The organism is Propionivibrio sp., from assembly GCF_041441355.1.
GTDB lineage: Bacteria > Pseudomonadota > Gammaproteobacteria > Burkholderiales > Rhodocyclaceae > Propionivibrio.
On sequence record NZ_JASDTF010000011.1, the window covers coordinates 178,347 to 203,442 of the forward strand.

At 64.5% G+C, this 25,096-nt stretch carries 24 protein-coding genes; 5 read left to right on the top strand and 19 right to left on the bottom strand.

Going from position 1 to position 25,096, the window contains the following annotated elements:
* Positions 1 to 4: 4 nt before the first annotated feature.
* The 3 genes from QMB55_RS03955 to QMB55_RS03965 form a co-directional block, all read right to left on the bottom strand.
* Positions 5 to 1,315, bottom strand: a complete 1,311-nt coding sequence (locus QMB55_RS03955) for an ABC transporter substrate-binding protein (RefSeq protein WP_497587366.1) — start codon at positions 1,313 to 1,315, stop codon at positions 5 to 7.
* A gap of 131 nt (positions 1,316 to 1,446) precedes the next feature.
* Positions 1,447 to 2,895, bottom strand: coding sequence for a pyruvate kinase (gene pyk, locus QMB55_RS03960; protein ID WP_497587367.1), 1,449 nt, complete (start codon positions 2,893 to 2,895; stop codon positions 1,447 to 1,449).
* A 90-nt stretch (positions 2,896 to 2,985) separates the two neighbouring features.
* Entirely contained in the window at positions 2,986 to 4,398 is a 1,413-nt protein-coding gene (locus QMB55_RS03965; RefSeq protein WP_497587368.1) for an MFS transporter, read from the bottom strand.
* A 128-nt stretch (positions 4,399 to 4,526) separates the two neighbouring features.
* Between QMB55_RS03965 and QMB55_RS03970 the strand changes: the two genes are divergently transcribed.
* Positions 4,527 to 4,673, top strand: a complete 147-nt coding sequence (locus tag QMB55_RS03970) for a hypothetical protein (RefSeq protein ID WP_497587370.1) — start codon at positions 4,527 to 4,529, stop codon at positions 4,671 to 4,673.
* Positions 4,674 to 4,879: 206 nt separating this feature from the next.
* Here the strand turns inward: QMB55_RS03970 and QMB55_RS03975 are convergent, their stop codons facing one another.
* From QMB55_RS03975 to QMB55_RS03990, 4 genes are all read right to left on the bottom strand, one after another.
* The gene (locus QMB55_RS03975; protein WP_497587371.1) at positions 4,880 to 6,763 is read right to left on the bottom strand and encodes a potassium transporter Kup; all 1,884 of its coding nucleotides are present in this window, start codon (positions 6,761 to 6,763) and stop codon (positions 4,880 to 4,882) included.
* 159 nt (positions 6,764 to 6,922) lie between these two features.
* The gene (locus QMB55_RS03980; RefSeq protein WP_497587372.1) at positions 6,923 to 8,917 is read right to left on the bottom strand and encodes a pyruvate carboxylase subunit B; all 1,995 of its coding nucleotides are present in this window, start codon (positions 8,915 to 8,917) and stop codon (positions 6,923 to 6,925) included.
* Positions 8,918 to 9,004: 87 nt separating this feature from the next.
* Entirely contained in the window at positions 9,005 to 9,220 is a 216-nt protein-coding gene (locus tag QMB55_RS03985) for a hypothetical protein (RefSeq protein WP_497587373.1), read from the bottom strand.
* A 27-nt stretch (positions 9,221 to 9,247) separates the two neighbouring features.
* Positions 9,248 to 10,798: an acyl-CoA carboxylase subunit beta gene (locus QMB55_RS03990; protein ID WP_497587374.1), complete on the bottom strand. Its 1,551-nt coding sequence runs from the start codon at positions 10,796 to 10,798 to the stop codon at positions 9,248 to 9,250.
* An 86-nt stretch (positions 10,799 to 10,884) separates the two neighbouring features.
* On the opposite strand from QMB55_RS03990, the gene QMB55_RS03995 reads away from it, so the two are divergent.
* A complete protein-coding gene (locus tag QMB55_RS03995) occupies positions 10,885 to 11,049 on the top strand; it encodes a hypothetical protein (protein ID WP_497587375.1) in 165 nt (54 codons plus the stop codon).
* Positions 11,050 to 11,291: 242 nt separating this feature from the next.
* On the opposite strand, the gene QMB55_RS04000 is transcribed toward QMB55_RS03995, so the two are convergent.
* From QMB55_RS04000 to ald, 9 genes are all read right to left on the bottom strand, one after another.
* Positions 11,292 to 11,744 carry a hypothetical protein gene (locus QMB55_RS04000; RefSeq protein WP_497587376.1) on the bottom strand — a complete coding sequence of 151 codons (453 nt, stop codon included), beginning with the start codon at positions 11,742 to 11,744 and terminating at the stop codon, positions 11,292 to 11,294.
* Positions 11,737 to 12,300, bottom strand: coding sequence for a MerR family transcriptional regulator (locus QMB55_RS04005; RefSeq protein ID WP_497587377.1), 564 nt, complete (start codon positions 12,298 to 12,300; stop codon positions 11,737 to 11,739). Before QMB55_RS04005 ends, QMB55_RS04000 begins: the two co-directional genes overlap by 8 nt.
* A gap of 229 nt (positions 12,301 to 12,529) precedes the next feature.
* Positions 12,530 to 12,865 carry a hypothetical protein gene (locus QMB55_RS04010; RefSeq protein ID WP_497587378.1) on the bottom strand — a complete coding sequence of 112 codons (336 nt, stop codon included), beginning with the start codon at positions 12,863 to 12,865 and terminating at the stop codon, positions 12,530 to 12,532.
* A gap of 337 nt (positions 12,866 to 13,202) precedes the next feature.
* Positions 13,203 to 13,760, bottom strand: coding sequence for a GFA family protein (locus QMB55_RS04015; RefSeq protein WP_497587379.1), 558 nt, complete (start codon positions 13,758 to 13,760; stop codon positions 13,203 to 13,205).
* 45 nt (positions 13,761 to 13,805) lie between these two features.
* Positions 13,806 to 14,294 carry a GNAT family N-acetyltransferase gene (locus QMB55_RS04020; protein ID WP_497587380.1) on the bottom strand — a complete coding sequence of 163 codons (489 nt, stop codon included), beginning with the start codon at positions 14,292 to 14,294 and terminating at the stop codon, positions 13,806 to 13,808.
* A gap of 51 nt (positions 14,295 to 14,345) precedes the next feature.
* Complete coding sequence (locus QMB55_RS04025; protein ID WP_497587381.1) at positions 14,346 to 14,807, bottom strand: ribonuclease E inhibitor RraB; 462 nt, start codon at positions 14,805 to 14,807, stop codon at positions 14,346 to 14,348.
* 90 nt (positions 14,808 to 14,897) lie between these two features.
* The gene (locus QMB55_RS04030) at positions 14,898 to 16,052 is read right to left on the bottom strand and encodes an iron-containing alcohol dehydrogenase (RefSeq protein WP_497587382.1); all 1,155 of its coding nucleotides are present in this window, start codon (positions 16,050 to 16,052) and stop codon (positions 14,898 to 14,900) included.
* A 378-nt stretch (positions 16,053 to 16,430) separates the two neighbouring features.
* Complete coding sequence (locus QMB55_RS04035; protein ID WP_497587383.1) at positions 16,431 to 16,958, bottom strand: hypothetical protein; 528 nt, start codon at positions 16,956 to 16,958, stop codon at positions 16,431 to 16,433.
* Between the two features lie 273 nt (positions 16,959 to 17,231).
* Complete coding sequence (ald, locus tag QMB55_RS04040; protein WP_497587384.1) at positions 17,232 to 18,347, bottom strand: alanine dehydrogenase; 1,116 nt, start codon at positions 18,345 to 18,347, stop codon at positions 17,232 to 17,234.
* Positions 18,348 to 18,531: 184 nt separating this feature from the next.
* On the opposite strand from ald, the gene QMB55_RS04045 reads away from it, so the two are divergent.
* The 3 genes from QMB55_RS04045 (at position 18,532) to QMB55_RS04055 (ending at position 22,459) form a co-directional block, all read left to right on the top strand.
* Positions 18,532 to 19,446, top strand: a complete 915-nt coding sequence (locus QMB55_RS04045; protein WP_497587385.1) for a LysR family transcriptional regulator ArgP — start codon at positions 18,532 to 18,534, stop codon at positions 19,444 to 19,446.
* Positions 19,447 to 19,628: 182 nt separating this feature from the next.
* Positions 19,629 to 21,596: a fructose-1,6-bisphosphatase gene (locus QMB55_RS04050; RefSeq protein ID WP_497587386.1), complete on the top strand. Its 1,968-nt coding sequence runs from the start codon at positions 19,629 to 19,631 to the stop codon at positions 21,594 to 21,596.
* A gap of 98 nt (positions 21,597 to 21,694) precedes the next feature.
* Positions 21,695 to 22,459 carry a substrate-binding periplasmic protein gene (locus tag QMB55_RS04055; protein WP_497587387.1) on the top strand — a complete coding sequence of 255 codons (765 nt, stop codon included), beginning with the start codon at positions 21,695 to 21,697 and terminating at the stop codon, positions 22,457 to 22,459.
* Between the two features lie 69 nt (positions 22,460 to 22,528).
* Here QMB55_RS04055 and QMB55_RS04060 read toward each other — a convergent pair whose 3' ends face one another.
* From QMB55_RS04060 to QMB55_RS04070, 3 genes are all read right to left on the bottom strand, one after another.
* Positions 22,529 to 23,629: a PfkB family carbohydrate kinase gene (locus QMB55_RS04060; RefSeq protein WP_497587388.1), complete on the bottom strand. Its 1,101-nt coding sequence runs from the start codon at positions 23,627 to 23,629 to the stop codon at positions 22,529 to 22,531.
* 29 nt (positions 23,630 to 23,658) lie between these two features.
* Entirely contained in the window at positions 23,659 to 24,345 is a 687-nt protein-coding gene (locus QMB55_RS04065; protein WP_497587389.1) for a bifunctional 4-hydroxy-2-oxoglutarate aldolase/2-dehydro-3-deoxy-phosphogluconate aldolase, read from the bottom strand.
* 67 nt (positions 24,346 to 24,412) lie between these two features.
* Positions 24,413 to 25,096 (bottom strand): Ldh family oxidoreductase (locus QMB55_RS04070; protein WP_497587390.1); only part of this gene is annotated, 684 nt, incomplete at its 5' end.

The window sequence follows — 25,096 nt, forward strand, 5'->3', positions numbered from 1 at the left end:
TCCTTCAGCGGACTCTCGCCAGCGCCTGCTCGGCCAGCCGGCGCGCCTTGGCGTAATTGGCTTCGGCCTGCTGGCCCCAGGCGGCCTCGTACGCGGCCAGTTGGGCAATGTCGGCACGGGCATTGCCGTTCCGGTGTGCGAGCAGCGCCTCCTGTTCACCGACCGGCGGACGGAAGGCAAGTTCGCGCGCCTCTTCGAGCAAGGCCGACGCCTTGCGGTCGGGACGGCTGGCGAGCAGCTTCTCGGCGGCATGCAGCAGGCGGCTGACCTCGACGAGGTTGTCGTGGCGGTAGGTGACGAGCTGGTCGAAAATGGCGCCGACGACCTGATAGCGCATTTCGGAGAGGTCGGGGTCGTAGTCGCCGACGCTGCGCTCGACGACGTCCTTGATGCGCGGGTAGTTCTTCGGCAGTTGCGGCCCGCCGTACACCGAGGCCAGCACCGGCAGGCGGCTGATCTCGGGCCGCAGGAGCAGCTCCTGCCCGGCCGCGGACAGGGCGAACTCGATGAAGCGCTTGCCGCCGGCGGGATTGCGCGCGCCACGGACAAGCGCGATGTTGGCCACCGAAACGACGCTCGGCCGGGCATAGGTGAAGTCCACCGGCAGGCCGCCGTAACGCGCCGTAAGGCCGAGAAAATCGACCACCAGCCCGGCGCCGAAGCGGCCGCTGGTCACGTTGTTGGGCACCCCCGAACTGCGGTCAGCGATCAACCCGCAGTTGCCGGCGATGCGCAGAATCTGCGCCCAGCCCTCGCGCCAGCCCTCGCCCTGGAGAATGGCTTCGATCATCAGGTGGTTGGTGCTTGAGCGCGACGGCGAGGACATCACCACATGACCGAAGTATTCGGGGCGGGTGAGGTCGCGCCAGTCGCGCGGCGCGGCGATGCCGCGCGCCGCGAGGTAGCGGGTGTTCCACATGATGCCGTAGCCCGACAACGCCTGCCCCTTGAAATAGCCCTCGCTGTCGTTGACCTGCAGACGACCGATGCGCTCGGGAATTCCACGGTCGCCGAGGTCGCCGAGCTGTTCGAGCAGGCCGTTGCGGCGCAGCGAGAGGAAGGTATCGGGGGCCGAGCCCCAGAACACGTCGGGGCGGGTGCCGGGCGCCCGGTCCTGGAGGAAGGAGACGGCGTTGGTGGCAGGAAAATGCACGTATTGCACGCGCAGGCCAGGGTACTGTTCTTCGATGGCCCGTTTGTAGACCATCAGCAATTCTTTCGGAAACGGCGAGGCCACGGTGATCACCTCGCTGCGCACGACGGCCGCCCACAGCAAGGCTGCGAGGGTCGCCAGCACGCGCAGCGCCAGGCTCATCGCACCGCCCCGCGCACGCCAACTTCGTTCATCGTCGTTCCTTGTTCCATTGCTCCGCAGCTCCAGCCCAGCCCTGAATTCTACGCTACTACGTGAGTGCGCGAAGGCGGGGCCGGACCGGAGGCTGCGGCTTAGTGGCGCAGCGCGGGTTGCGCGTTACGCTCGCCGACCCGCACGATCTTCAGGGTGTTGGTGGCCCCCGGCATGTTCACCTGCTCGCCGGCGGTAAGCACGACGATGTCGCCCTTGGCGACGACGCCGGCCGAGAGCATCACCTCTTCGCCCGCGCTGAGCAGGTTATCGAGGTCGCTCGGCACTTCCGGGATCAGCAGCGGATGCACGCCACGGTACAGGCACATCTTGGTCATGACTTCGGTCGCGGTGGTCAGCGCGTAGATCGGCAGGCCGCAGTTGAGGCGGCTCATCCACAGCGGGATCGAACCCGACTCGGTGTACGCGGTCACTGCACGCCCCTGCATGTGGTGCGCGGTCCACACCGCGGCCATGGCCACCGATTCGTCGATGCGCGAGAAAACGCGATTGAGCACGTCGCGGTCGAGCGTCACTTCGGCCGACTCCTCGGCGGCCAGACAGATGCGGGCCATCGCCTCGACGGTTTCGACCGGGTACTTGCCGGCGGCGCTCTCGGCCGAGAGCATCACCGCATCGCTGCCGTCGAGCACCGCGTTGGCAACGTCGGAGACTTCGGCGCGGGTCGGCACCGGCGAGTTGATCATCGATTCCATCATCTGCGTGGCGGTGATCACCAGGCGGTTCTTTTCGCGCGCCAGGGCGATCATGCGCTTTTGCAGCGCCGGCACAGCAGCATCGCCGACTTCGACGGCGAGGTCGCCGCGCGCCACCATCAGGCCGTCCGAGGCTTCGACGATCTCTTCCAGCGCAGCCACGGCTTCGACGCGCTCAATCTTGGCGATGGTCAGCGCGTGACCACCGATGGCGCGGATCAGCTGACGGGCCATGTACATGTCTTCGGCGCCCTTGGGGAAAGAGACGGCGATGTAATCGGCCTGCAGGCTCACCGCGGTGCGGATGTCGGCCATGTCCTTGGCGGTCAGCGCCGGGGCCGAGAGGCCACCGCCCTGCCGGTTGATGCCCTTGTTGTTCGAGAGTTCGCCGCCGTGACGGACGATGGTGTGGATCTCTTCGCCGTCGACGCACTCGACGTCGAGGATGATGCGGCCATCGTCGAGCAGAAGCACGGCCCCTGCCTCGACGTCACGCGGCAGTTCCTTGTAGTCAAGGCCGACGCGCGTCTCGTCGCCAATGTCGCAGTTGGCGTCGAGGATGAAGGGGGCCCCGGGAGCAAGCTCGATGCGGCCGCGGGCGAACTTGCCGACGCGGATTTTCGGCCCCTGCAGGTCGGCCAGGATGCCGACCGGACGGCCGACTTTCAGCGCAGCTTCGCGCACGGCCTGGGCACGGGCCAGGTGATCTTCGGGCTTACCGTGCGAGAAGTTCAGGCGCACGACGTCAACCCCGGCGAGCAGCATGCGCTCGAGGACAAGGGGATCGGAGGACGACGGGCCGAGGGTGGCAACGATTTTGGTATGACGCATCATGGAAGCTCTATCGAATTCGGTAAAAAAAGAGCCCGGCGTACCGGCAAGGGCGCATGACCTGCCAACACGCCGGGCTACAGGAGGCAACTTTTAGGCGCGCGCCCCAGCGGTGGCAACGTCGCCAGCGTCCAGCGTGTCGGCCTTGGCCAGATCGGCCTGCTTCTTGGCTTCGAGTTCGAGCGAGCCGAGGTGCGACAGGACACCGAAGACGATGGCCAGCACGGCGCCGGTGAGCAGGGTGTAGAAGCCCGCCGACCAGCCGTAGAGGTCAACCAGCTTGCCGATCAGGGCGGTGCCCATGGTCGTGCCGACGATGTAGCTCATGAAGCCGCGCAGACCGACGGCCGAACCGACGGCGAAGGAAGGAACGACTTCCATGGTCACCACCGAGGCCAGGAACTGCGGCACGTAGATGAAGGCACCGATGGCACCGGCGGCGGCCGTGACGACGATCAGGTCGTTGCTGCTCCAGTAGAAGAACAGGGCGCCGAGGATGACCATCAGGCAGCCGATGGCGACCGGCATGCGACGACCCTTCAGGTACTTGTCGGTGAGGACGCCAGCGACCAGGGTGGCGGGAATCGCGGCCCATTCGAAGATGGCGAAGGCCATGCCCATCTGGCCCTTGGTGAAGCCCTTGACCTGCAGCAGGTAGATCGGCAGCCAGGTGATGACGCCGAAGCGGACGAGATAGACGAAGGCGTCGAACATCGAGACGTACCACACGTGCTTGCTCTTCAGCGCGTACTGCACAAAGATCTGGAACGGGGTCATGTTGTCCGGAGCGTGATCGGCCTTGGTCGACACCAGGGCGTTCTTCTGCTCGTCCTTGAGGATCTTTTCCAGCGGCGGCATGCCTTCGTTGTAGGGCGTGCCCAGACCGCCGAAGACCACGATGGCGGCGATGATCAGCGCCAGGACGGCCGGAACGGTGTAGCTGGCGATCTGCCAGTGCTCGGCGCCGAACATGGCGAAGGCGCCCGTGGCGATCGGGGCCACCAGGCCGCCACCGATGTTGTGCGAGATGTTCCAGATCGCGCCGGTACGGCCGCGCTGCATGCGCGGGAACCAGTTGGCGATGGTGATGAACGACGGGCCGACGCCCATGCCCTGCACCAGGCCGTTGACGACCACCAGGGCAACGAACATCCAGTAGGCGGTGCTGAAGCCGAGCATGAAGTTGACGATGCTCGAGAGCAGCAGACCGAAGGCCATGTAGTACTTGGGGTTGCACTTGTCGGCGAGGCTGCTCATCAGGCCCTTGCTGATGCCGTAGGTGATCAGCATGGCGCTCGACAGGAGACCGATGTCGGTCTTGGTCAGTTGCAGCGCCTTCATCAGGTAAGGCGTCGACAGCGTGAAGTTGGAACGGACGAGGTAATAACCGACGTAGCCGATGAACACGCCGAACAGCGCCTGCATCCGCATCGCGTAGTAGCGCGATTCGACTTCGCCCTCAGGCACCGTCTTGGCACCCGGCTTGGAAAGAAGGAAACCCAGCATTTGAACACTCCTCTAGATCAAGAAAAATCCTTCCGCGGGTTGGGGCTTGGCGTTGAAGCGCCCTCTTTTTTAGGTCGCCGCGAAAGACTTGGCGCGACTCTAGGGAGGGCCAATAAGGCGGGCAAATCATGATTTTTGATGCCGCCGATAACGTCGATTTTGGTCGGCAGAAACCTTTGCCCGGCAAGGGTTTCGCGCAATCAAATGCATTTTCGGCGGAAAAAAGCAAAGCCCGCTTTCACCCCTCCGGCGCCGGGCACGTCGACGCACAATGACAAGAACATAGGCTTTAAATGGCGCAAACGCCGGCTACAAGGGCGATGGCGACTATGCCCTTCGTCATAGCAATGACGTCTTGGCGATGGCTTGCCGCCGCCTGAGGCCGCAAAAAAGGCAAAAAAACGCCGTGCGCGCAAGGCGACACGGCGTTGGGCCCGCAGGCCGTCGGCAGCGCCCGCGCGAACGCGGACGCAGGCCGGGCTTACAGGACGATCTGCGTTCCGAGCTCGACGACGCGGTTGGTCGGAATCTTGTAGAAGCTCGTGGCGCTGCCCGAGTTGCGGTACATGAAGATGAACAGCTTCTCGCGCCAGAAGGCCATGGCCGAGCCCACGCGCGGCACCAGGGTCGCGCGCCCGAGGAAGAACGAGGTTTCCAGGGGCTCGAGGTGAACGCCGAAGTTGGCGCACTGGGCCAGCGCCTGCGGCAAATCGGGTTCGTCCTTGAAGCCGTACTGCACCGTCACCCGGAAGAAGCCGCCGGGCAGCTTCTCCACTTCGACACGGTCGATCTCGGGCACGAAGGGCACGTCGAAGACCGAGACCGAAACGATCAGCACCTGCTCGTGCAGCACCTTGTTGTGCATCAGGTTGTGCAGCATGGCGTTGGGCACGCGGTCGTTGCGCGAAGTCATGAACACCGCGGTGCCATGCACCCGCGCCGGCATCGAGACGAGCAGCGCATCGATGAAGGCCTTGAGGTCGATCGAATCGCCGCTGGTGCGCTCGGTGAGCAGACGCCGCCCCTGCTTCCAGGTGCTCATCAGGAGGAAGATCAGGCTGCCCGCAGCGAGCGGGAACCAGCCGCCATCGGGAATCTTCAGCAGGTTGGCGTACAGGAAGGTCAGTTCGACCACCAGGAAAAGCGAGAACAGCGCCAGCGCCTTGCCGAGCCCCCAACCCCAGCGCATCGTGGCGACGAAGATGGCGAGGATCGAGGTGATGACCATGTCGCCGGTCACCGCGATGCCGTAGGCGCCGGCCAGGTTGTTGGTCGAGCGGAAACCGAGCACGAGGATGACCACGGCGATGAACAGCCCCCAGTTGACGCCCGGCAGGTAGACCTGTCCCTGCGCTTTCTCCGAGGTGTATTGCACCGTGAAGCGCGGCACGAAACCGAGCTGCATGGCCTGGCGCGACACCGAGAAGGCGCCCGAAATCACGGCCTGCGAGGCAATCACGGTGGCCAGCGTCGACAGTGCGACGAGCGGATAGAGCAGCCAGTCGGGCGCCAGGTGGTAGAAGGGGTTGGCCGCCGCGGCCGGGTCCGCGAGCAGCAGCGCGCCCTGACCGAAATAGTTGAGGATCAGCGCGGGCAGGACGAAGCTGAACCAGGCCTGACGGATCGGGCGGCTGCCGAAGTGTCCCATGTCGGCGTAGAGTGCCTCGGCGCCGGTGACCGAGAGCACGACGGCGCCCATGGCGACGATGGCGATGGTCCGGTTCTCGATCAGGAAGTTGAGCCCGTAGAACGGGTTGAGCGCCTCAAACACCGCCGGATTGCCGGCAATGCTGAACAGACCGAGACACGCCAGGGTGCCGAACCAGAGCAGCATCACCGGCCCGAAGAGCGCGCCGACCTTGGCCGTGCCGCGCTTCTGGAAAAAGAACAGGACGAAGAGGACGATCAGCGTCAACGGAATGATGAAGGGACGGAAGGCCGGCGTCGCCACGTCAAGCCCTTCGAGCGCGGAGAGCACCGAGATCGCCGGCGTCACCATGCCGTCGCCGTAGAACATGCCGGCGCCGAGCAGACCGGCGATCAGGATGGCGCGTTCGCGGCGCGGATTGCCGCGCGCATCGTGCAGGGCCAGCGCGATCAAGGCCATGATCCCGCCTTCGCCGCGGTTGTCCGCGCGCATCACGAAGACCACGTACTTGATCGAGACCACGACGATCAGCGACCACACGATCAGCGACAGGATGCCGAGCACATTCTCCGGAGTGAGCGGAATCGGATGGTTGCCGGCGAAGACTTCCTTCATCGTGTACAACGGACTGGTGCCGATGTCGCCATAGACGACGCCCAGCGCAGCCAGCGCCAGTGCGGCCTGCTGGGGCAGGCTGCGGGTTTCGGTCGAATGCATGCGGGAACTCAAGAGGGTGAAGAAGCGCGAGGCGCGGATTGCGCGACCGTACTCCATCACGCGCAACAAAAAAAGGGGTGCGGAGCATACCTCTCCACACCCCAGGGCCGCAACTCCCGGAATAAAACCCGGGCCGGGCTCAGTACATACAACGGAGATTTATTCGATCAGAACCAGCGTGGCCCCCTTGGCAACGTTGTCGCCGCTGGCGAACTTGACCGCCTTGACCACGCCGTCGCACGGCGCCACCAAGGCGTTTTCCATCTTCATCGCCTCGAGCACGACGACGCCTTCGCCCTTCTTGACCGCATCGCCGACCTGCTTCAGGTAACGGATGATCAGGCCGGGCATCGGTGCCTTGAGCGGCGTTCCGCTGCCGTCTGCGGCTTCGCTGGCGGCCGGTGCGGCCGGCTTGGCCTGTTGCGCCGGCGCCACAGCCGCGGGCTTGGCGGCGGCCGCGGCCGGCCGCGCGACGGGAGCCGCGGCCACCGGAGCCGCCACGGGGACGGCCACCGGCACGTAGTCGCCGGTCGGGTCGACTTCGACGTTGAAGAATTCGTTATCGACGAAGACGTTGAAGCTGCGCACGTTACCCGACTTCTCGGGCGCGCCGGTCTTCTTCTCGACGAGCTGGCCGGCCTTGGCTTTCTTGACGATCTCGTCCTGCTTCTTCACTTGCTCGAGGGTGATCGGCTTGACGCTTTCCGGCACTTCGGCGCGGCCGTACTTCCATTCGAGGAATTTCTTGCCGGTGACCGGGAACTGCGCGTAGATCAAGAGATCATCCATGTCGACCGCGAGGTCGCCGATCTCGGCCTTGGCCTTCTCCAGTTCCGGTTCCAGCACCACGGCCGGACGGCAGGTGATCGGATCTTCGCCGCGCGGATAGCCCTTGAGCGCCTTCTTCTGCACGTCCGGATCGATCGGCACGGCGGTCTTGCCGTAGAGGCCGTAGCAGAGGTCCTTCACCTGCCCGGTGATCATCTTGTAGCGCTCGTCCGGCGTGTCGTGCAACACGTTGTTGACCGTCTGCACGCCGACGATCTGGCTGGTCGGGGTGACGAGCGGGATCTGGCCGAGCTCCTTGCGCACGCGCGGCAGCTCCTTGTAAACCTCGTCGATCTTGTCCAGCGCGTCCATCTCGCGCAGTTGGCTGACGAGGTTGGAGAGCATGCCGCCCGGGGTCTGGTGTAGCAGAACGTTGATGTCGATGATCGAGACCTTGGAGTCGTCGAGCAGGTGCTTGTACTTCGGCATCACCTGCTTTTCGAGGACGTCGTTGATTTCCGCCAGCTTGAGGATGTCGAAGCCGGTGTCGCGGTCGGTGCCGATCAGGGTCATCACCAGCGGCTCGATGGCCGGGTGCGAAGTCCGGTAGGCATAGGGCGTCATGCAAGTATCGACGATATCGACGCCCGCTTCGATAGCCTTGAGGTGGCTCATCGAGGCCATGCCCGAAGTGAAGTGGCTGTGCAGGTGGATGGGGATCGTCACGGCCGCCTTGAGCGCCTTGACGAGATCATAGGCGTCGTAGGGCGCGATCAGGCCGGCCATGTCCTTGATGCAGATGGAATCGGCGCCCATGGCCACGAGTTCCTTGGCCTTGGCGACGTAATACTCGAGGTTGTACACGTCGCCGCCGAGGCGCGGCTCGGTCAGGGTGTAGCACATGCAGCCCTGGAAGTGCTTGCCGCTCTTCTTGATCTGGCGCACCACCGTCTCGAAGTTGCGGTAGTCGTTGAGCGCGTCGAAGGTGCGGAAAACATCGACGCCGTTTTCCGCCGCGCGGTCGACGAAGGCGGTGGCCACGTCGTCGGCGTAGTTGCGGTAGCCGACGAGGTTCTGCGCGCGCAAGAGCATCGAGAACGGCGTTTTCTTGGCGTAGCGCTTGAGCGTGCGCAGGCGCTCCCACGGGTCTTCGTTGAGGAAGCGGTGCATGGTGTCGAAGGTCGCGCCGCCCCAGGTTTCGAGCGCCCAGAAACCGACCTCGTCGAGCATCTCGGCGACCGGGATCATGTCCTCGGTGCGCCCGCGGGTGGCGAAGATCGACTGGTGCCCGTCGCGCAGCGACAGGTCCATGACCTTCACGGGATTGCTGGCTTTGGGGCGGTCGCTGGCGTAGTTGAGCGCCGTCTTGGCTTGCGATTTACTCATTTTCTTCAGCTCCACAAAGGCTAAGGCTAGATTGATTGCAAATGTTCAAATTCGGGTCGATTCGGTCCTCGGGCCGGGTCGGCGGGATCAGCGGAAGGCGCGCAGTTGCATCATGCGCCGCCCCGCCATCATCTCCACCCGTCCCGAAACGGCCCACTGCCCGGGCTCGGCCGGCGGCACGACGGGTGCCACCGACACGGCAGCGTCCTGGGCCGCCGCGGCGGCGGCCGCGTCCTCATCCTGCTGCAGGTAGAGCCGCACGGCGGCCAGCGCCGCAGCGAGCTTTTTCTCTTGGCTAGACATGGTCATCCTCGTTCGTCGCGTGGCCGCTCACAGCGGGATGTTCCCGTGTTTCTTCATCGGGTTGGTATCGCGCTTGTTCTGCAGCAAGCCGAGCGCCCGGATGATGCGCGAGCGGGTCAGCGACGGCACGATGATGTCGTCGATGTAGCCGCGCTGTGCCGCCACGTACGGGTTGGCCACGGTGTCGTGGTACTCCTCTTCCTTCTGGTTGAGGAAGGCCGCGGGGTTGTCCGACTCACGCGCCTGCCGGCCGTAGAGCACTTCGGCCGCGCCCTTGGCGCCCATCACCGCGATCTCGGCGGTCGGCCAGGCGTAGTTGATGTCGCCGCGCAGGTGCTTCGAGGACATCACGCAGTACGCGCCGCCGTAGGCCTTGCGGGTGATCACCGTGACCTTGGGCACGGTCGCCTCGGCATAGGCATAGAGCATCTTGGCGCCATTGCGGATGACACCGCCGTACTCCTGCGCCGTCCCCGGCAAGAAGCCCGGGACGTCGACGAAGGTGACGATGGGGATGTTGAAGCAGTCGCAGAAGCGCACGAAACGCGCGCCCTTGATCGACGAGTCGATGTCCAGCACGCCCGAGAGGTAGGCCGGCTGGTTGGCGACGATGCCGACGCTGACGCCGTTGTAGCGCGCGAAGCCGACGATCAGGTTGGGCGCGAACTGCTCCTTCACTTCCAGGAACTCGCCGTTATCCACCGTCTCGAGGATCACGTCCTTCATGTCGTAGGCGGCATTCGGGTTGTTCGGGATGATCTTGGCGAGCACGTCCGAAGCCCGGTTGGCCGGGTCGGCGCAGGGAATCGCCGGCGCCGCCTCGAAGTTGTTCTGCGGCACAAAGGACAGCAGGCGCTTGATGTAGTGGATCGCATCGGCCGTCGAGCTCGAAGCGTAGTCGCAGATCCCGCTTTGCGACGAATGCATGTCGGCACCGCCGAGCTGCTCAACCGTCACGTCCTCGTGGGTCACCGACTTCACGACCTTCGGCCCGGTGAGGAACATATAGGAATTGTGCCGTTCCATGACCACGAAGTCGGTCAGCGCTGGCGAATACACCGCGCCGCCGGCGCAGGGCCCGAAGATCGCCGAGATCTGCGGCACCACGCCCGAGGCCATCACGTTGCGCAGAAAAATGTCGGAATACCCGGCCAGGCTTTCGATGCCTTCCTGGATGCGGGCGCCGCCCGAATCGTTGAGGCCGATCACCGGGGCGCCGTTCTTCATCGCCAGATCCATGATCTTGCAGATCTTCTCGGCGAAGGTTTCGGACAGCGAGCCGCCGAGCACGGTGAAGTCCTGCGCGAAGACATAGACGGTACGCCCGTCGATCGTCCCGTGGCCGGTGACCACGCCGTCGCCCGGATAGACCGTGTCCTGCATCCCGAACTCATGGCAGCGGTGGGTCTTGAACATGTCGAACTCTTCGAACGAGTCCGGATCGAGCAAGAGGTCGATGCGCTCGCGCGCGGTCAACCGCCCCGCCGCATGCTGTTTGTCGATCCGCTCCTGCCCGCCACCGAGGCGGGCTTCAGCCCGCCGCTGCATCAACAACTCCAGTTGCTTCTCTGTTTCCATGGTATCTACCTGACAATAAAAAACCTGAAAACCGCACCGGCTGTCGGAGGACCGACGGCGTTGATGCGAGCTTCAGGTCAGGTAGATTGCCTGCGACTCTATCCGGCTACATCCTGGGCCTGCTCGCGCAACGCCTGCGGGCGGCAGCTTCGTCTGCCAGCGTGCCGCGCCTGCACACGCCGCGCCAATTGCTTTTTCTGATCCGCCCCATCACTTCGTCAGCCGACTACACATTCGCACAACTCGATTGATTGCATTCTTATTCGTGATGAATACCCCAACAAGCAATTGTTTCGCACAAGTTGATTCGTTTTCGGAATAAACAATGGAAGCGCGTCCCGCATTCCGGAAACGCCAGTCACCTGCAGGCCAAGCCCCGCCCCGAACCCGCGCCGTAACGCCAGCCTTTACCGCGCCGTCATCGCACAGAGGCGCAGCGCCGGCCGCGCAAAGCGCGCGGCAAGGCTGAATCACGGGGGCAGAGGCACGCGGCTCAGCGTGCGCGCCAGTTGCGCAGCGCCTTGACGAGCCCGTCCTCGGCCTGGGTCCGCGCCTGCCGCACGGCATCGGTGGCACAGCCGCCGGATTTCTTGAGCAGGTCGCGGACGATGAAATCGCCGAGCTTGTGCGTCGCCCCGAGCTGCAGGGAAAACGCTGCCTGAAAATCCTCGGGCATTTTCTGCACGTCGCGCTCGAGCTCCGCACCCGGGTCCTGGGCGCGCTTGCTCCCGCCTTCGCCCGGACAGTTCAGCTCAAGCCGCTTGAGCACTGAGGCGTGAAGCAAGACTTCGCCGGAAAGGCGCCCGAGGCGCTCCATCTCGGCGGCTTCAAGCTCCGCCGCCGCGACCGGCGCGGCTGTAAGCAAAGCCAAGAAGGCCGCGACGATCCCGGCCCGACGGGGCGAACGCCGACGCAAAACAACAACACCTGACTGCAACTCAAACATCCTTTCCTCCGCATGCGGAGCGTTTGCGGATCGCCGCGATCTCCTGCGGCGTAATCCCCAGCGATTCGAGAAAATCCTGATGCGCCTCGGGGAAACGCCCTTCGAAGGCCGCATGCCAGGCATCCATGTCGGCATCGCTCATGCCCGAAGACGCCAGCAGCGCCACCCACTGCGCCTTGCCCAGCGCCCGGCTGCCGCGCACAGCCTGCGCGCCGCCTTCGTCCTGCAGCAAGGCCCCGAGGCAACGCTGCTGCTCGCGCAGGCGGGCGATCTCCCGGCTCAAGGTGTGCAGTTGCCGTTCGAGCAGCGCCGGGATCGCATCGTTCCCCGCGCCGCCCTCGTCCTGCAGCAAGGCGCCGATGGCCTCGAGCGGCAAGCCGGCTTCGCGGTAGACCTTGATCCGCTCCAGCAGGCGCGCATCGGCTTCGGAATACAGGCGGTAGTTGGCCGAACTCCTCGCCGAAGGCTTGAGGAGCCCGATCGCGTTGTAATACAGGAGGGTGCTGCGGCAAAGCCCGAACCTCTTGGCAAGCCGTCCGACGGTGTACATGGCCATGATCGACAAAGACTAACGCGGCCCCTGCGCGCGCCCTCGCCCGCCGGCCCGCGCCCATCCTACCTGCCCGCCCATGCCATCGACAACCGCGCCCTGAAACGACTGCCGGATGCGGCCTGCAGCCCGGCGCCAGGGCAGAAAGGGTCTGCCTTCCAGGATGGCGGCCCGGAGGATCCATCCACAGCCATCGCCCGGAGCACGCAAGGCTCCGGGCGGTCGTTCTGCAGGCTTAACGGAACGGCCGGTTGTTCACAGGCTCGCCCTTGCGCCCGCAGGTCGGCGGATTGGTCATCCCGAAACTCAAGGCATTCCCGCCGTTGATGATGCAGGTGTACTCCTTCTTGTCCTTGATTCCGACGAGTTGCGCATAGGTGTTCGTGCCCTCGGTGCGTCGGCTGACAAGCTTCAGCTCGTTCGGCGCGTAGCCGAGCGCACCGGCCGATTGCGACAGCACCTTTTCGTCGCTCAGGGTATTGGTCTTTTCGGCGATTCCGGCGCACCCCGCCAGCAGCACGGTTCCCAACACGGCAAGGCCCAACGCACGGGCGTTCTTGGTATGGCTCATGTGCATCTCCTCCGGTCTGTTATCCGATCTGCGCGCCGGTCCTGGCCCGCAAGTCGATTCTACTATACAGAATCGATTCACCAATCGATAACAGCCACCCACCCACGGCAGCCCCACACGAGACAGCGGCAAACCTTGCCGCTCCGGTGTTCGACCGGCCCAGCACATCATGCACAGGCATCACCCTCATTGCGCAGGCAAACACCGTCCAGCGCCTCCCGAAGTCGTGGGGACACCGTCGCAATCAGGACGCGCGTCCTAACGGCGCACCAGCACGGGCATGCCCCTGAAACGACCGCTGAACGCGGTCTGCAGCCCGGCGCCAGGGCAGCCGGGATCAGTCTTCCGGGACGGCTGCCTCGCCGAGGCGAGCGCTGAACGCCGCGCCCCACGCGGAAGACGGATCGCGTTGTGCGGTCGGCGGGCTGGCGTGCAGGCGAGCGAGGAGATCATCCAGCGGCGGCATGGCCGCGAAATGCGCGCGCCCTTTGGGCGTTTCTTCCCAACCGGCTTTCGAGGCCAGATGCAGGTCGACGACAAACTCGAGCGCCTCGAGCGCCGCCTCGCCGTCGAGCAGCCCGGCCGGCACCCACAGGTAGGGCTGCCCGCGCAGGGGGTTGGGCACCGGCGAGCCGCAGGCGCGGCAGAAATCGGACCGAAAGCCGCTCGCCTTCGTCCACGAGCCGATCTCGCGTCGCCCGGACAACCAGCGGAAACGCTCGGCCGCGATCAGCGTCGCGGCGTTGCCCGCCGTCCCGCTCTGCCGTCGGCACAGCGAGCAATGGCAACGGTAGAACTTCGGCAAGGGCCCGTCGAATTCAAAACGCACGGCGCCACACAGGCAGGCGCCGTGGAAGCAGTGTGGCGTCGCAGCCAACCCATCGTTCGTATCCAAAAATTTCCTTTCAGAACTCACAAAAACGCCATCGCGCAGCCTCCGTCAGCCGAGCTTGAGCTTCATGCCCTCGTGCGTGGCGACGAAACCGAGCTGCTCGTAAAAGCGCTTCGCCTCCGGGCGCTGCTTGTCGGTGGTCAACTGAAACTGGTGGCAGCCCCGCGCCTTGGCGCGCTCGATGGCCCAGGCGAAGAGCCGGCGCCCGAGGCCCGTGCCGCGATGGCGGGCCTCGACGCGCACGCCTTCGACCGTGGCACGCCAACCGCCCTGATGCGTGAGGTGCGGCGTGAAGATGAGCTGGAGGACGGCGATGGCGGCCCCGTTTTCGTCCTCGGCGACGATCAACTCGTGGTTCGGATCGCGATCGATGGCTTCGAACGCCTGCCGGTACGCCGTGGGCAGCGGAGACTCGGCGCGTTCGCGCGTCGCACCGAGCGGGTCGTCGGCCAGCATGCGCACGATGGCCTCGAGATCATCGGCAACGGCCAGGCGAAAACGCGGCCAAGCCTCGGGAGAAGGAGATGGAAAAGACATGGACGCTCGACAATGGGATGGACGACGCAGGGCAACCGGCAGAGCCCAAGTTTACTCCACGACCTCGGCGCCCCAGCCATCGTAGCGTGCGCCATGCGCGTCAGCGAGCGCCTCGAACCGGGCGCTGAGCCGGACCAAGGTATCCAGCTCAAGCAGCATGCAACGCTTGGCCACGACCAGATGATCGGGATTTTCATCGTTCGGGGCGTAAAGCTCAACCTCGAAACCGAGCGCACGCACGCGATCACCGATGGTCATGGCGCAGGCCAGGGTGTCGGCCTCAAAAACAAACTCGGGTTCGTGCGGCTTGCCTAGATCGGCGCCAAGGCTTGCCATCTGGATCAATACTTTGGCATCCGGGTCGGCGCTGCCTTCCAAGGCGGCAATCACATCAGGGGACGTTGGCATATTCACGCTGAGCTTCAATACAGGGCAAGGGATTGAGCCGGAACGCCCTACACGAGCGCCACGCCTGCCCTCGAGCCGCGCGGCCAAGGAAGGTTCCGGCTTCATGTCGCCATCCTAGCAAGAGTCGCCGCGCACGGGCCAAGCAAACACAAAAAAGCCCCCGCATGGCGGGGGCTCGGGCGATGCGCGACAGGCTTACTTCAAGGACTCGCCGTAGTAGGCGGCGACGTAGATGCGCTGCACGTCGGCCACCGTCGGCTGGCCGGGGTTGGTCAGCGTGCAGGGGTCGGCGTGGGCGTTGGCGCTCATGCGTTCGAGCACGGCCTTGAACTTCGCTTCGTTGAAGTCGACTTCGTCGCAGGCCTTGAAGGTTGCCGGGATGCCCAGGCGGCGGTTGAGGTCGCGGACCGCTTGCGCCAGATCGGCGATGCCCAGCAGCTTTTCGACCAAGGCGTATTTGTCGCTCGAACGCCGGTTGAAGTCGATGATGTAGGGCAGCAGGATGGCGTTGGCGAGGCCGTGGGTGACGCCGAACTCGCCGCCGATCTTGTGCGCCAGCGAATGCACGAGGCCCAGCGAAGCGTTGGTGAAGGCCATTCCGGCCAGCGCCGAAGCGTTGTGCATGTGGGCGCGCGCGGCCTTGTCGTCGGGCTTTTCGTAGGCGGTGGTGAGGTGCTCGAAGACGAGCCGGATCGCCTCGATGGCGTAGGGATCGGTGAAGGACGTGGCGGCGATCGAGGCCACGGCTTCGACGGCGTGGGCCATCACGTCCATGCCGGTGTTGGCCGTCACGTTCGGCGGCATCTTCGCCGGTAGCGCCGGGTCGAGGATGGCGAGGTCGGGCACCATGTCGAGCGCGACGATCGGGTACTTGATGTGCTTCTCGGTGTCGGTGATCACCGAGAACGCGGTGATCTCGGAGGCCGTGCCGCTGGTCGACGGAATGGCCACGAAGCGCGCCTTGCTGCGCAGCGGCGGCATCGCCCCGACGGGAATGATGTCCTCGAAGCTGAGCTGCGGATGCTCGTAGAAGCACCACATCACCTTGGCCGCGTCGAGCGCCGAGCCGCCGCCGATGGCCACAATCCAGTCGGGGCCGAAGGCCAGCATCTCCTGCGCGCCACGCTGGACGGTGGCGACCGATGGATTGGGCTCGACGCCGTCGATGACGATGGTCTGCATCCCGGCCTGCTGCAAGAGTGCGGCGGCGCGATCGAGGAATCCGTGCTTCTTCATCGAGCTGCCGCCGGTGACGATGGCCGCGCGTTTGCCGACCAAGGTGCCCAGTTTCTCCAGCGCGTTCTCGCCGTAGACGATGTGCCTGGGGACGGAGAAATTCGAGTAACTCATGGAGCCTCCTGACGATGACATTAAGAACAAGACGAATTCGGTTGAAGCGCGCGGCTGAACTGCGCGGTCTGAAATGTCGTGCGGAGTGGCCAGGCCGTCGGCGAGCGTTCGCATCTGGCGGTTCGGCGCCTTGCCCTCAGGGCGCGCCGTGGCAGAGCCAATCCGACGCATCTCGAATGCGGTGGCGCGTCACCGCGCCTCAAGCCGATTATTCGCCCATGCCATTCGCCTGACAAACCACATTTCCGAACATCATCTTTCCGTCAGCGAATGAGGTGGTCTTTGATAAGCCGGCGAGGACGCTCTGCGTTGCAGGATGGCCGGCTCTCCTTTAGGGCGGGGAAAGAAGAGTGCTCTTCATCCGATTAGAGGTTGTCGCTAGGTGATCGCGTTGTCCGAGGAGTTAACGATCTCAGAAGCAACAAGACGCAATGCTGATAAAAATCCAAGCAGCTCCTGTGGGTAATACCGAAATTTAGCCTCTTCTAACGGAGCATCTTTGCTCATCCATTTCTCGCCAAGGGTTAAATATTGTTCTTCGGACAACCCTTCGTAACTCTCCCATGGGTAGCGCAAATCAACGAAGTTCTTTCCCCATTTTTGAAGAACCAACTCATGATTCTCGACTAAAGCGGAAGGCCCAACTCGCTCTCCCGCCAAGGCAAGCAATTTTGTTTGAAGACTTGGTGGCAGTTCTCCGAACAACTTCTCATACGCGTGCCCTCCACCAGGCTTGTTGAGTTCAGCCTCAAATACGATTTTGAGCAAAAGCTCCAAGCCCAACAGCTTAAGTAAATAAGCGGAATCCGAGTTCTCTTCGGGCGGCATCGCTTTGGACAGTATCTCGGCATCAGCGAGTCGCCGCAACGCTTCCCGATGCATGAGCTGCAATTTCAACTTATTCATTTGTAGAGGCCCGTTTGAAGATAGGAATCTACCCAGTCGGTATCCAGGACGCGCACCTTTGGCTGCATAGGGCCGAGACTCCGTGGAGTTAATTGTCACATGCGCCACGACATACGCATTCAGCATTAAAGATTACGGACTGAACTAGCCGCTGTCCACCGCCTCCCTCGCTCGGGGCCACGACATCACTGAGACGCCTCGCGTAGACAAAAAAACGGCGCCAGGGCCCTGCATTCCCTGTCGCCGCAAGAAAGCCGGGGGAGGCTTTGGAACTTACTGGATGAGCGTCTCCGGGCGTACGTAGTCGTAGCCGAGGTCGCGCGCCACCGCTTCGTAGGTGACCTTGCCTTCGGCGACGTTGAGGCCCATGCGCAGGTGCGCGTCGTCGCGCAGCGCCTGCTTCCAGCCCTTGTCGGCGAGGGCAACGGCGTGGCCGATGGTGGCGTTGTTGAGGGCGAAGGTCGAGGTGCGGGCCACGGCGCCGGGCATGTTGGCGACACAGTAGTGGACGACGCCGTCGACCACGTAGGTCGGCTCGGCGTGGGTGGTCGGGTGCGAGGTCTCGCAGCAGCCGCCTTGGTCGATGGCGACGTCGACGACGACGGCGCCCTTCTTCATGCGCGAAACCATGCTGGCCGTGACGAGCTTGGGCGCAGCCGCACCAGGGATGAGCACGCCACCGATGACGAGATCGGCGTCGAGCACGGCTTCCTCGATGTTGTGCGCGGTCGAATAGACGGTGCTGATGCGGTTGCCGAAAATGAGGTCGAGCTGGCGCAGGCGGTCGACCGACTTGTCGATGACGGTGACGCGGGCGCCCAGACCGACGGCCATTTGCAGCGCGTTGGTGCCGACCATGCCGGCGCCGATGATGACCACGTGCGCGGCGGGCACGCCCGGCACGCCGCCGAGCAGGACGCCGCGACCGCCCTTGGATTTTTCCAGGTGCGCGGCGCCGGCCTGCACGGCCATGCGCCCGGCGACTTCGCTCATCGGTGCCAGCAGCGGCAGACCGCCGCCCGCGCCGGTGATGGTTTCGTAGGCGATGCAGATGGCGCCGGACTTGATCAGCGCCGCCGTTTGCTCGGGATCGGGCGCGAGATGAAGGTAGGTGTAGAGGATCTGGCCTGGACGCAGCATCGCGCATTCCTGCGGCTGCGGTTCCTTGACCTTGACGATCATGTCGCAGGCGGCGAAAACGCTCGCTGCGTCGGGGGCGAGTTCGGCGCCTGCGGCGAGGTATTCCTCGTCGGAAAGGCCGATGCCCGCGCCGGCGCTGGTCTGGACCAGCACTTTGTGACCACGGAGCGTCAGTTCGCGCACGCTGGCGGGCGTCAAACCGACGCGATATTCATGGTTTTTGATTTCTTTCGGGACACCGATTTTCATTCCTGGCCTCTTGGATGGATAAAACGACAGCGGACGTCATGTTCTTGTTCTGCTGACAGTCTCCGCGAGAAGCCGGTCGAAATACAGTCTTATCAATTCCTTTCAGAATTGATAAGTTTTGCTAATATTTTTCACACACCCTTCAGCCCCCTTTTTCCACGCGCCATCCCAGCCCCGGACGACCATGAAGCTCTTCGCCCCCGAACTGCTCGAATGCCTGACCGCGCTGGTCGAGGAAGGCGGTTTCGAGCGCGCCGCACGGCGCCTGTCGATCACCCAGTCGGCGGTGTCGCAGCGCCTGCGTACGCTCGAAGGCCTGGCCGGCACGGTGCTGATCGCCCGCGACCGACCGTTGCGCGCCACCCCCGCGGGGCGCCTCCTGTTCAAGCACGCGCTGCAACTGCGCCTGCTGCGCGCCGACCTCGGCCAGGAACTGCAGCGCCTCGGCCCGGCAACCGCCGGCCAACGTTTCGAGGACGAACGCGCGGCCATCGCCGTCAATGCCGACAGCATTGCCACCTGGGCCTTGCCGGCGTTCGACGCAGCGGTGCGCGACGGGCTGCAGCTCGAAATCATCGCCGACGACCAGGACTTCACCCAGGACTGGCTTCGCGAAGGCCAGGTGCTCGGCTGCGTGACCACGCTCGGCAAGCCCTTGCGCGGCTGCAAGGTGGTGGCGCTCGGGAGCATGGATTACGTCGCCGCGGCCAGCCCGGCCGCCGTTGCCCGCCTCTGCCCGCAGGGCTACAGCCCGCGCCACCTGCGCGACCTGCCCTTCGTCGCCTTCAACCGCAAGGACGACCTGCAGGGCGAGTTCGTCTGCAAAGCCCTGAATTTGCGCCAGGTGGCCTTGCAGCAGTGTTTCGTTCCCAGCCCGCAGGGCCAGTTGCGCGCCCTGCTCGCCGACTGGGGCGCCAGCGTGCTGCCCGAGCAGTTGGTGCGCCCGTGGCTGGAGAGCGGCCAATTGATCGACCTTGCGCCCGAAACGCGCCTCCCGGTCGCGCTCTACTGGCACTGCTGGAACCTCGACTCACCCTTGCTCGACCGCCTGACGCGCGCGGTGATCGCCGCCGCCGACACGGCGCTGCGCCGCACTTGATTTCCCGGCCCTTTTTCGTCAAAAAAAGCTGTGCATATTCAGCAATTTGACCTTTAGTAGTCCGAAAGCGATACTTGCCCCCGCTCGATTCGGAACCAAGCGCTTTGTATACAAGTCTTTCGAGCGTTTCGACCCGCGGTCTTCCCCTCCGAATCCATCCTCACCGGTGCCTCCAGACCATCATGCAAAAACACTCGCTCAAGTACCTCCAACTGCTTTCCGAGAAATACCCCACCATTCAGTCGGCTTCGACGGCGATCATCAACCTCTCCGCCCAGATTCAATTGCCCAAGGGCACCGAGCACTTTCTCTCCGACGTGCACGGCGAACATGAAGCCTTCGCCCACGTGGTGCGCAACGGTGCCGGCTCGATCGTGCGCAAGATCGACGAGATGTTCGGCAACTCGATGTCCAAGGGCGAGCGGCGCAAGCTGGCGACGCTGATCTACTACCCGGAATTGAAAGTGCCGCTGATGCTCCAGTCGGTGCCGGACAAGGACGAATGGAGCCGCCTGACGCTGGTGCGCCTCGTCAAGTTCACCCGCCGCCTGAGCGCCAAGTACCGGCGCGACACGGTGCGCCGCCTCTTACCGGCGAGCGTCGCCGAGACCATCGAGGAGCTGCTCTACGACCAGGAAGGCGTCGAGCACAAGGCGGCGTACTACCAGAGCCAGATCGACACCATCGTGTCGACCGGCAGCGCGCAGACCTTCATCGTCACCCTCGCCGAACTGATCCAGCGCCTCGCCGTCGAGCGCCTGCACATCATCGGCGACATCTACGACCGCGGCCCGGGCGCGCACATCATCCTCGACCAGCTGATGGAACACCATCAGGTCGACATCCAGTGGGGCAACCACGACATCCTGTGGATGGGTGCCGCCGCCGGCAGCGAGGCCTGCATCGCCAACGTCATCCGCACCGCCGTGCGCTACGGCAACATGGAGACCATCGAGAACGGCTACGGCATCAGCCTCCTGCCGCTCGCCACCTTCGTCCTCGAAACCTACAAGGACGACCCGTGCGAACTGTTCACGCCCAAGGTCTCGCCCGACGACAACTTCACCGCCCAGGAAATCCGCCTGATGGCGCTGATGCAAAAAGCGATGGCGGTGATCCAGTTCAAGATCGAAAGCCAGATCATCAAGCGCCGCCCGGACTTCCAGATGGACGACCGGCTGCTGCTCGACAAGATCGACTACGCGCGCGGCACGGTCAACGTCGGCGGCACCGACTACCCGATGCTCGACATGGTCTTCCCGACCATCGACCCGCAGAACCCGGACGTACTCACCCCCGAGGAGCAGCTGGTGGTCGACCGCCTGGTCGACGCCTTCGTCAACAGCAAGAAGCTGCAGCAGCACGTGCGCTTCCTCTTTGCCAAGGGCAGCATCTACCTCGTGCATGACAACAACCTGCTCTACCACGGCTGCATCGCCATGAACGAGGACGGCGAGTTCCGCGCCTTCCACGTCGACGGCAAGCCGTACGCCGGCAAGGCCTACCTCGACCGCGCCGACCGCATCGCGCGCCAGGGCTACTTCGACACCGAGCACCCCGAGCACAAGCGCTACGGCATGGACGCCATGTGGTTCCTGTGGTGCGCGCCGCAGTCGCCGCTGTTCGGCAAGGAGAAGATGGCCACCTTCGAGCGCTACTTCATCGCCGACAAGGCCACTCATGCCGAGAAGCGCAACCCCTACTACGACCTGCGCGACGACGAAACGACGGCGCGCAAGATCCTCGCCGAATTCGGCGTCGATCCGGACGAAGGCCGCATCATCAACGGCCACGTTCCAGTCAAGGTCGCCAAGGGGGAGAAGCCGATCAAGGCCGGCGGCAAGATGATCGTCATCGACGGCGGCTTCTCGCGCGCCTACCAGAAGCAGACGGGGATCGCCGGCTACACGCTGATCACCAACTCGCGCGGCATGCTGCTCGCGGCACACCAGCCCTTCGAGTCGACGCAGAAGGCGGTGTCTGAGGAAGCCGACATGGACACCCGTACCGAGATCATCCACACCTACCCGAGCCGCCGCCGCGTCTGCGACACCGACCGCGGCAAGGAAATCCAGGAACTGATCGACGACCTCACGGCCCTGCTCCACGCCTACCGCGAGGGCGAGATCAAGGAGCACTCGGTGCGCTGAACGCCAAGCGCGCCAACACCGACGACGGCCTCCTGCAGGAGGCCGTTTTCGTTTTCATTGCATACACTGTGCAAGAGACCTCCCCGAGACCGCCGCCGATGCGTGCTTCCGCGCTTTTCCGCCTGGCCTGGGCACTGGCCGCCGGGCTCTTTGCCGCCTGGGCGATGGCCGCGCCGCTCAAGGTCGGCACCGACGAGAGCCTGCCACCCTACAGCTTCGTGCGCGAAGGCCAGGCCGTGGGCATCGACGTCGACATGCTGCGCCTCGCCGCCCAGCGCCTGCAACTCGAGGTCGAAATCGTCCCCCTGCCCTGGAAGCGCGTTCTGGCGCGCATTGAAAGCGGCGAACTGCCGCTCGCCATGCCGCTCTTCCGTACCCCCCTGCGCGAACGCTTCGCCCTATTCACCGGCCCGGTACATCTCAGCCAAAGCGGCTTGTTCGTGCACCGCGACCGCAGCTTTCCCTTCGCCACCATCGACGACCTCGCTGGCAAGCGCATCGGCATCAGCCGCGGCTTCGTCATTCAGGATGAGCTCGACTACGCCATCCGCAGCCGGCTGGTCATCGCCGAGGAAGTCGGCAGCATCGAGCAGAACCTGCGCAAGCTGCTCGCCGGCCGCATCGACGCCTACGCCGGCAACATGGTGAGCACCCGCTACGTGCTGCGGCAATGGCCGCAGGCCGCTGAGCTGGAAGTGCTGCCGAAAAGGCTCACCGAGGCACGCCCGGCCTTTCTCGTCGTTTCCCGCGCAGCGACGCTGCCCGATCGCGACCAGTTGGTCGAAGCCCTGCGCCAAGCCCTCGAAGCGCTGCACCGCGACGGCACCTACACGCGCCTCGTCGAGCACTACCTGCGCAACTGAATGCGGCGAAAAAAAACGGCCGTCCGACGCTTACGCGCCGACCGGCCGTGCCATGAAACCGTAGAACGCTCAGCGGATGACGCGCGCGCCTTTGCCCTTCATCGCCGCCTCGACCTCTTCGACGCGCACCATCGAGGTGTCGCCCGGAGTGGTCATCGCCAGCGCGCCATGCGCCGCGCCGTATTCGACGGCGGCCTGCGGACCCTTGCCCTCAAGGAAGCCGTAGGCAACGCCGGAAGCAAAGCCGTCGCCGCCGCCAACGCGGTCGTAGATTTCCAGGTTGTCGCGTTTCATCGACTGATAGAGCTGGCCCTGGTAGTAGAGCAGCGCCGACCAGTCGTTGAAGGTCGCCGTCGTCGCCTTGCGCAGCGTCGTCGCCGCGACCTTGAAGTTGGGGAACTCGGCGACCGCGGCGCGAATCATCTTCTCGAAGCTGGCGGTCTCGATGTTGGTCAGGTGCTCGTCGGCGCCCTCGACCTCGAAGCCCAGGCAGGCGGTGAAGTCTTCCTCGTTGCCGATCATCACGTCGACGTACTTGGCGATCTCGCGGTTCACGCGCTGCGCCGCCTCCTTGCCGCCCTGGCTCTTCCACAGCGAGGCGCGGTAGTTGAGGTCATAGGCGACGACAGTGCCGTATTTCTTGGCCACTTCGACGGCTTCGATCACTGCTTCGGCGGTGTTCGAAGCCAGCGCGGCGAAAATGCCGCCGGTGTGGAACCAGCGCACGCCCTCTTCACCGAACAGTTTTTCCCAGTTCACTTCGCCCGGGCGGATCTGCGACGCGGCCGAGTGGCCGCGGTCGGAGCAACCGAGCGCCGGACGGATGCCGAAGCCCTTCTCGGTAAAGTTGAGGCCAACGCGGGTGTTCTTGCCCAGGCCGTCGAAGTCGCGCCAGATGACGTGCGACATGTCGACGCCGCCCTGCATGATCAGGTCCTCGACCAGCCAGCCGAGGTCGTTCTTCGGCAGCGCGGTGACCACGGCGGCGCGCTTGCCCCAGCACTTGCGCATGGCACGCGCGACGTTGTACTCACCGCCGCCTTCCCAGACCTGGAAGGAACGGGCGTTGCGCACGCGGCCGAAGCCGGGGTCGAAGCGGAGCATGACTTCGCCGAAGGAAGCGCAATCCCAGCGGGTTTCGCTGGCCGGTTTGATGATCAGTTCAGACATTTGGATTCTCCAGCATTAGGGGCAGCGGCTTATTTGGCGGCCAGCTCGGCACGCACGTTCTTGACGAGTTCGACCACCGCACGCACGTTGTTCTCGATGCCCTTGTAATCGCGGGCCTCGAGCAGCGGCTTGGTGATCATGTTCGAACCGATGCCACAGGCAACGATGCCGGCGCCAAACCATTTGCGCAGCGACTCCTCGGTCGGCTCGACGCCGCCGGTGGGCATGATCCGCGTCCAGGGCATGGGGCCCATGACGTTCTTGACGAATTCCGGGCCACCGACCGACGAGCCGGGGAAGACTTTGACGATCTCGCAGCCGAGTTCCTGCGCGTCGCCGATCTCCGTCGCCGAGCCGCAACCGGGGCTGTAGGGAACGCCGCGACGGTTGCACAGGCGCCCGACCTCGGCGTTGAGCAAGGGGCCGACCACGAAGCGGGCACCACTGGCGATGTACAGGGCGGCGGTCGGCGCGTCGACGATCGAGCCGACGCCGAGCACGACCGACCGGTCGGCGCTGGCGAAGTGGCGGGCGAGGTCATGGAAGACATGCGCCGCGAAATCGCCGCGGTTGGTGAATTCCACGCACTTGGCGCCGGCATTGGCGCACGCCTGGATGACGTTTTTACACACGTCGACATCCGGATGATAGAACACCGGGATAACGCCCTGCGAGATCATCGCCTGCAGTACGAACAAGCGGTCGTGGTTAGCCATTTTCTGAAGACTCCCTTTTTGTTTCGATGTCATACATTGCGGTCGCCGCGGACTGCGGCGGAATCAATCAACGTCCCTGTTCCAAGGTCTGGATGCGCGCCCATACCGTCGCGTCAACCGGAATGCCGTTGGCCAGATGCTCGGCACGGCATTCGAGCACCCGCGCCCCGGGGTAACGCACCGGGCGCGTCGAATCAACCGGTTTGGAGTCGGCGACATAGGCGAGCATTTCGCCGACCACGCGTTCGATCAGCGCCTCTCCCGCGATTTTCTTGGCATCGAAGGCGATGAACACTTGCGACAAGCCGTATTCGTCACCCAGATCGCCCACCCCCTTGGTCGTCAGCCCACCGGAGAGCACCGCGGCGACGAGATCGAGCACCAGCGACAGCGCCGAGCCCTTCCAGTAGCCGATCGGCAGCACGCGACCGCTGGCGGTGATCGCCGCCGGGTCGGTCGACAACCGGCCCTCGGCGTCGAAACCGCCCGGCACCGGCAAGGACTCGCCATTCAGGGCAGCGGTTTCCATGCGTCCGTAGGAGAACTGCGCCAGCGCCGCATCAACGACCACCGGTGCCGCGCCGTTGGGCACGGCGATGACCAGCGGATTGTTGCCGAGCCGCGGATCGCGCCCGCCCCAGGCGGGCATGTTGGGCATGGTGTTGGTCCAGCACAGGCCGACGCAGCCGGCCTCCGCCGCCTGCCAGCCGTAGCTGCCGCCGCGCAGCCAGTGGTTGGTGTTGGCCAGCGC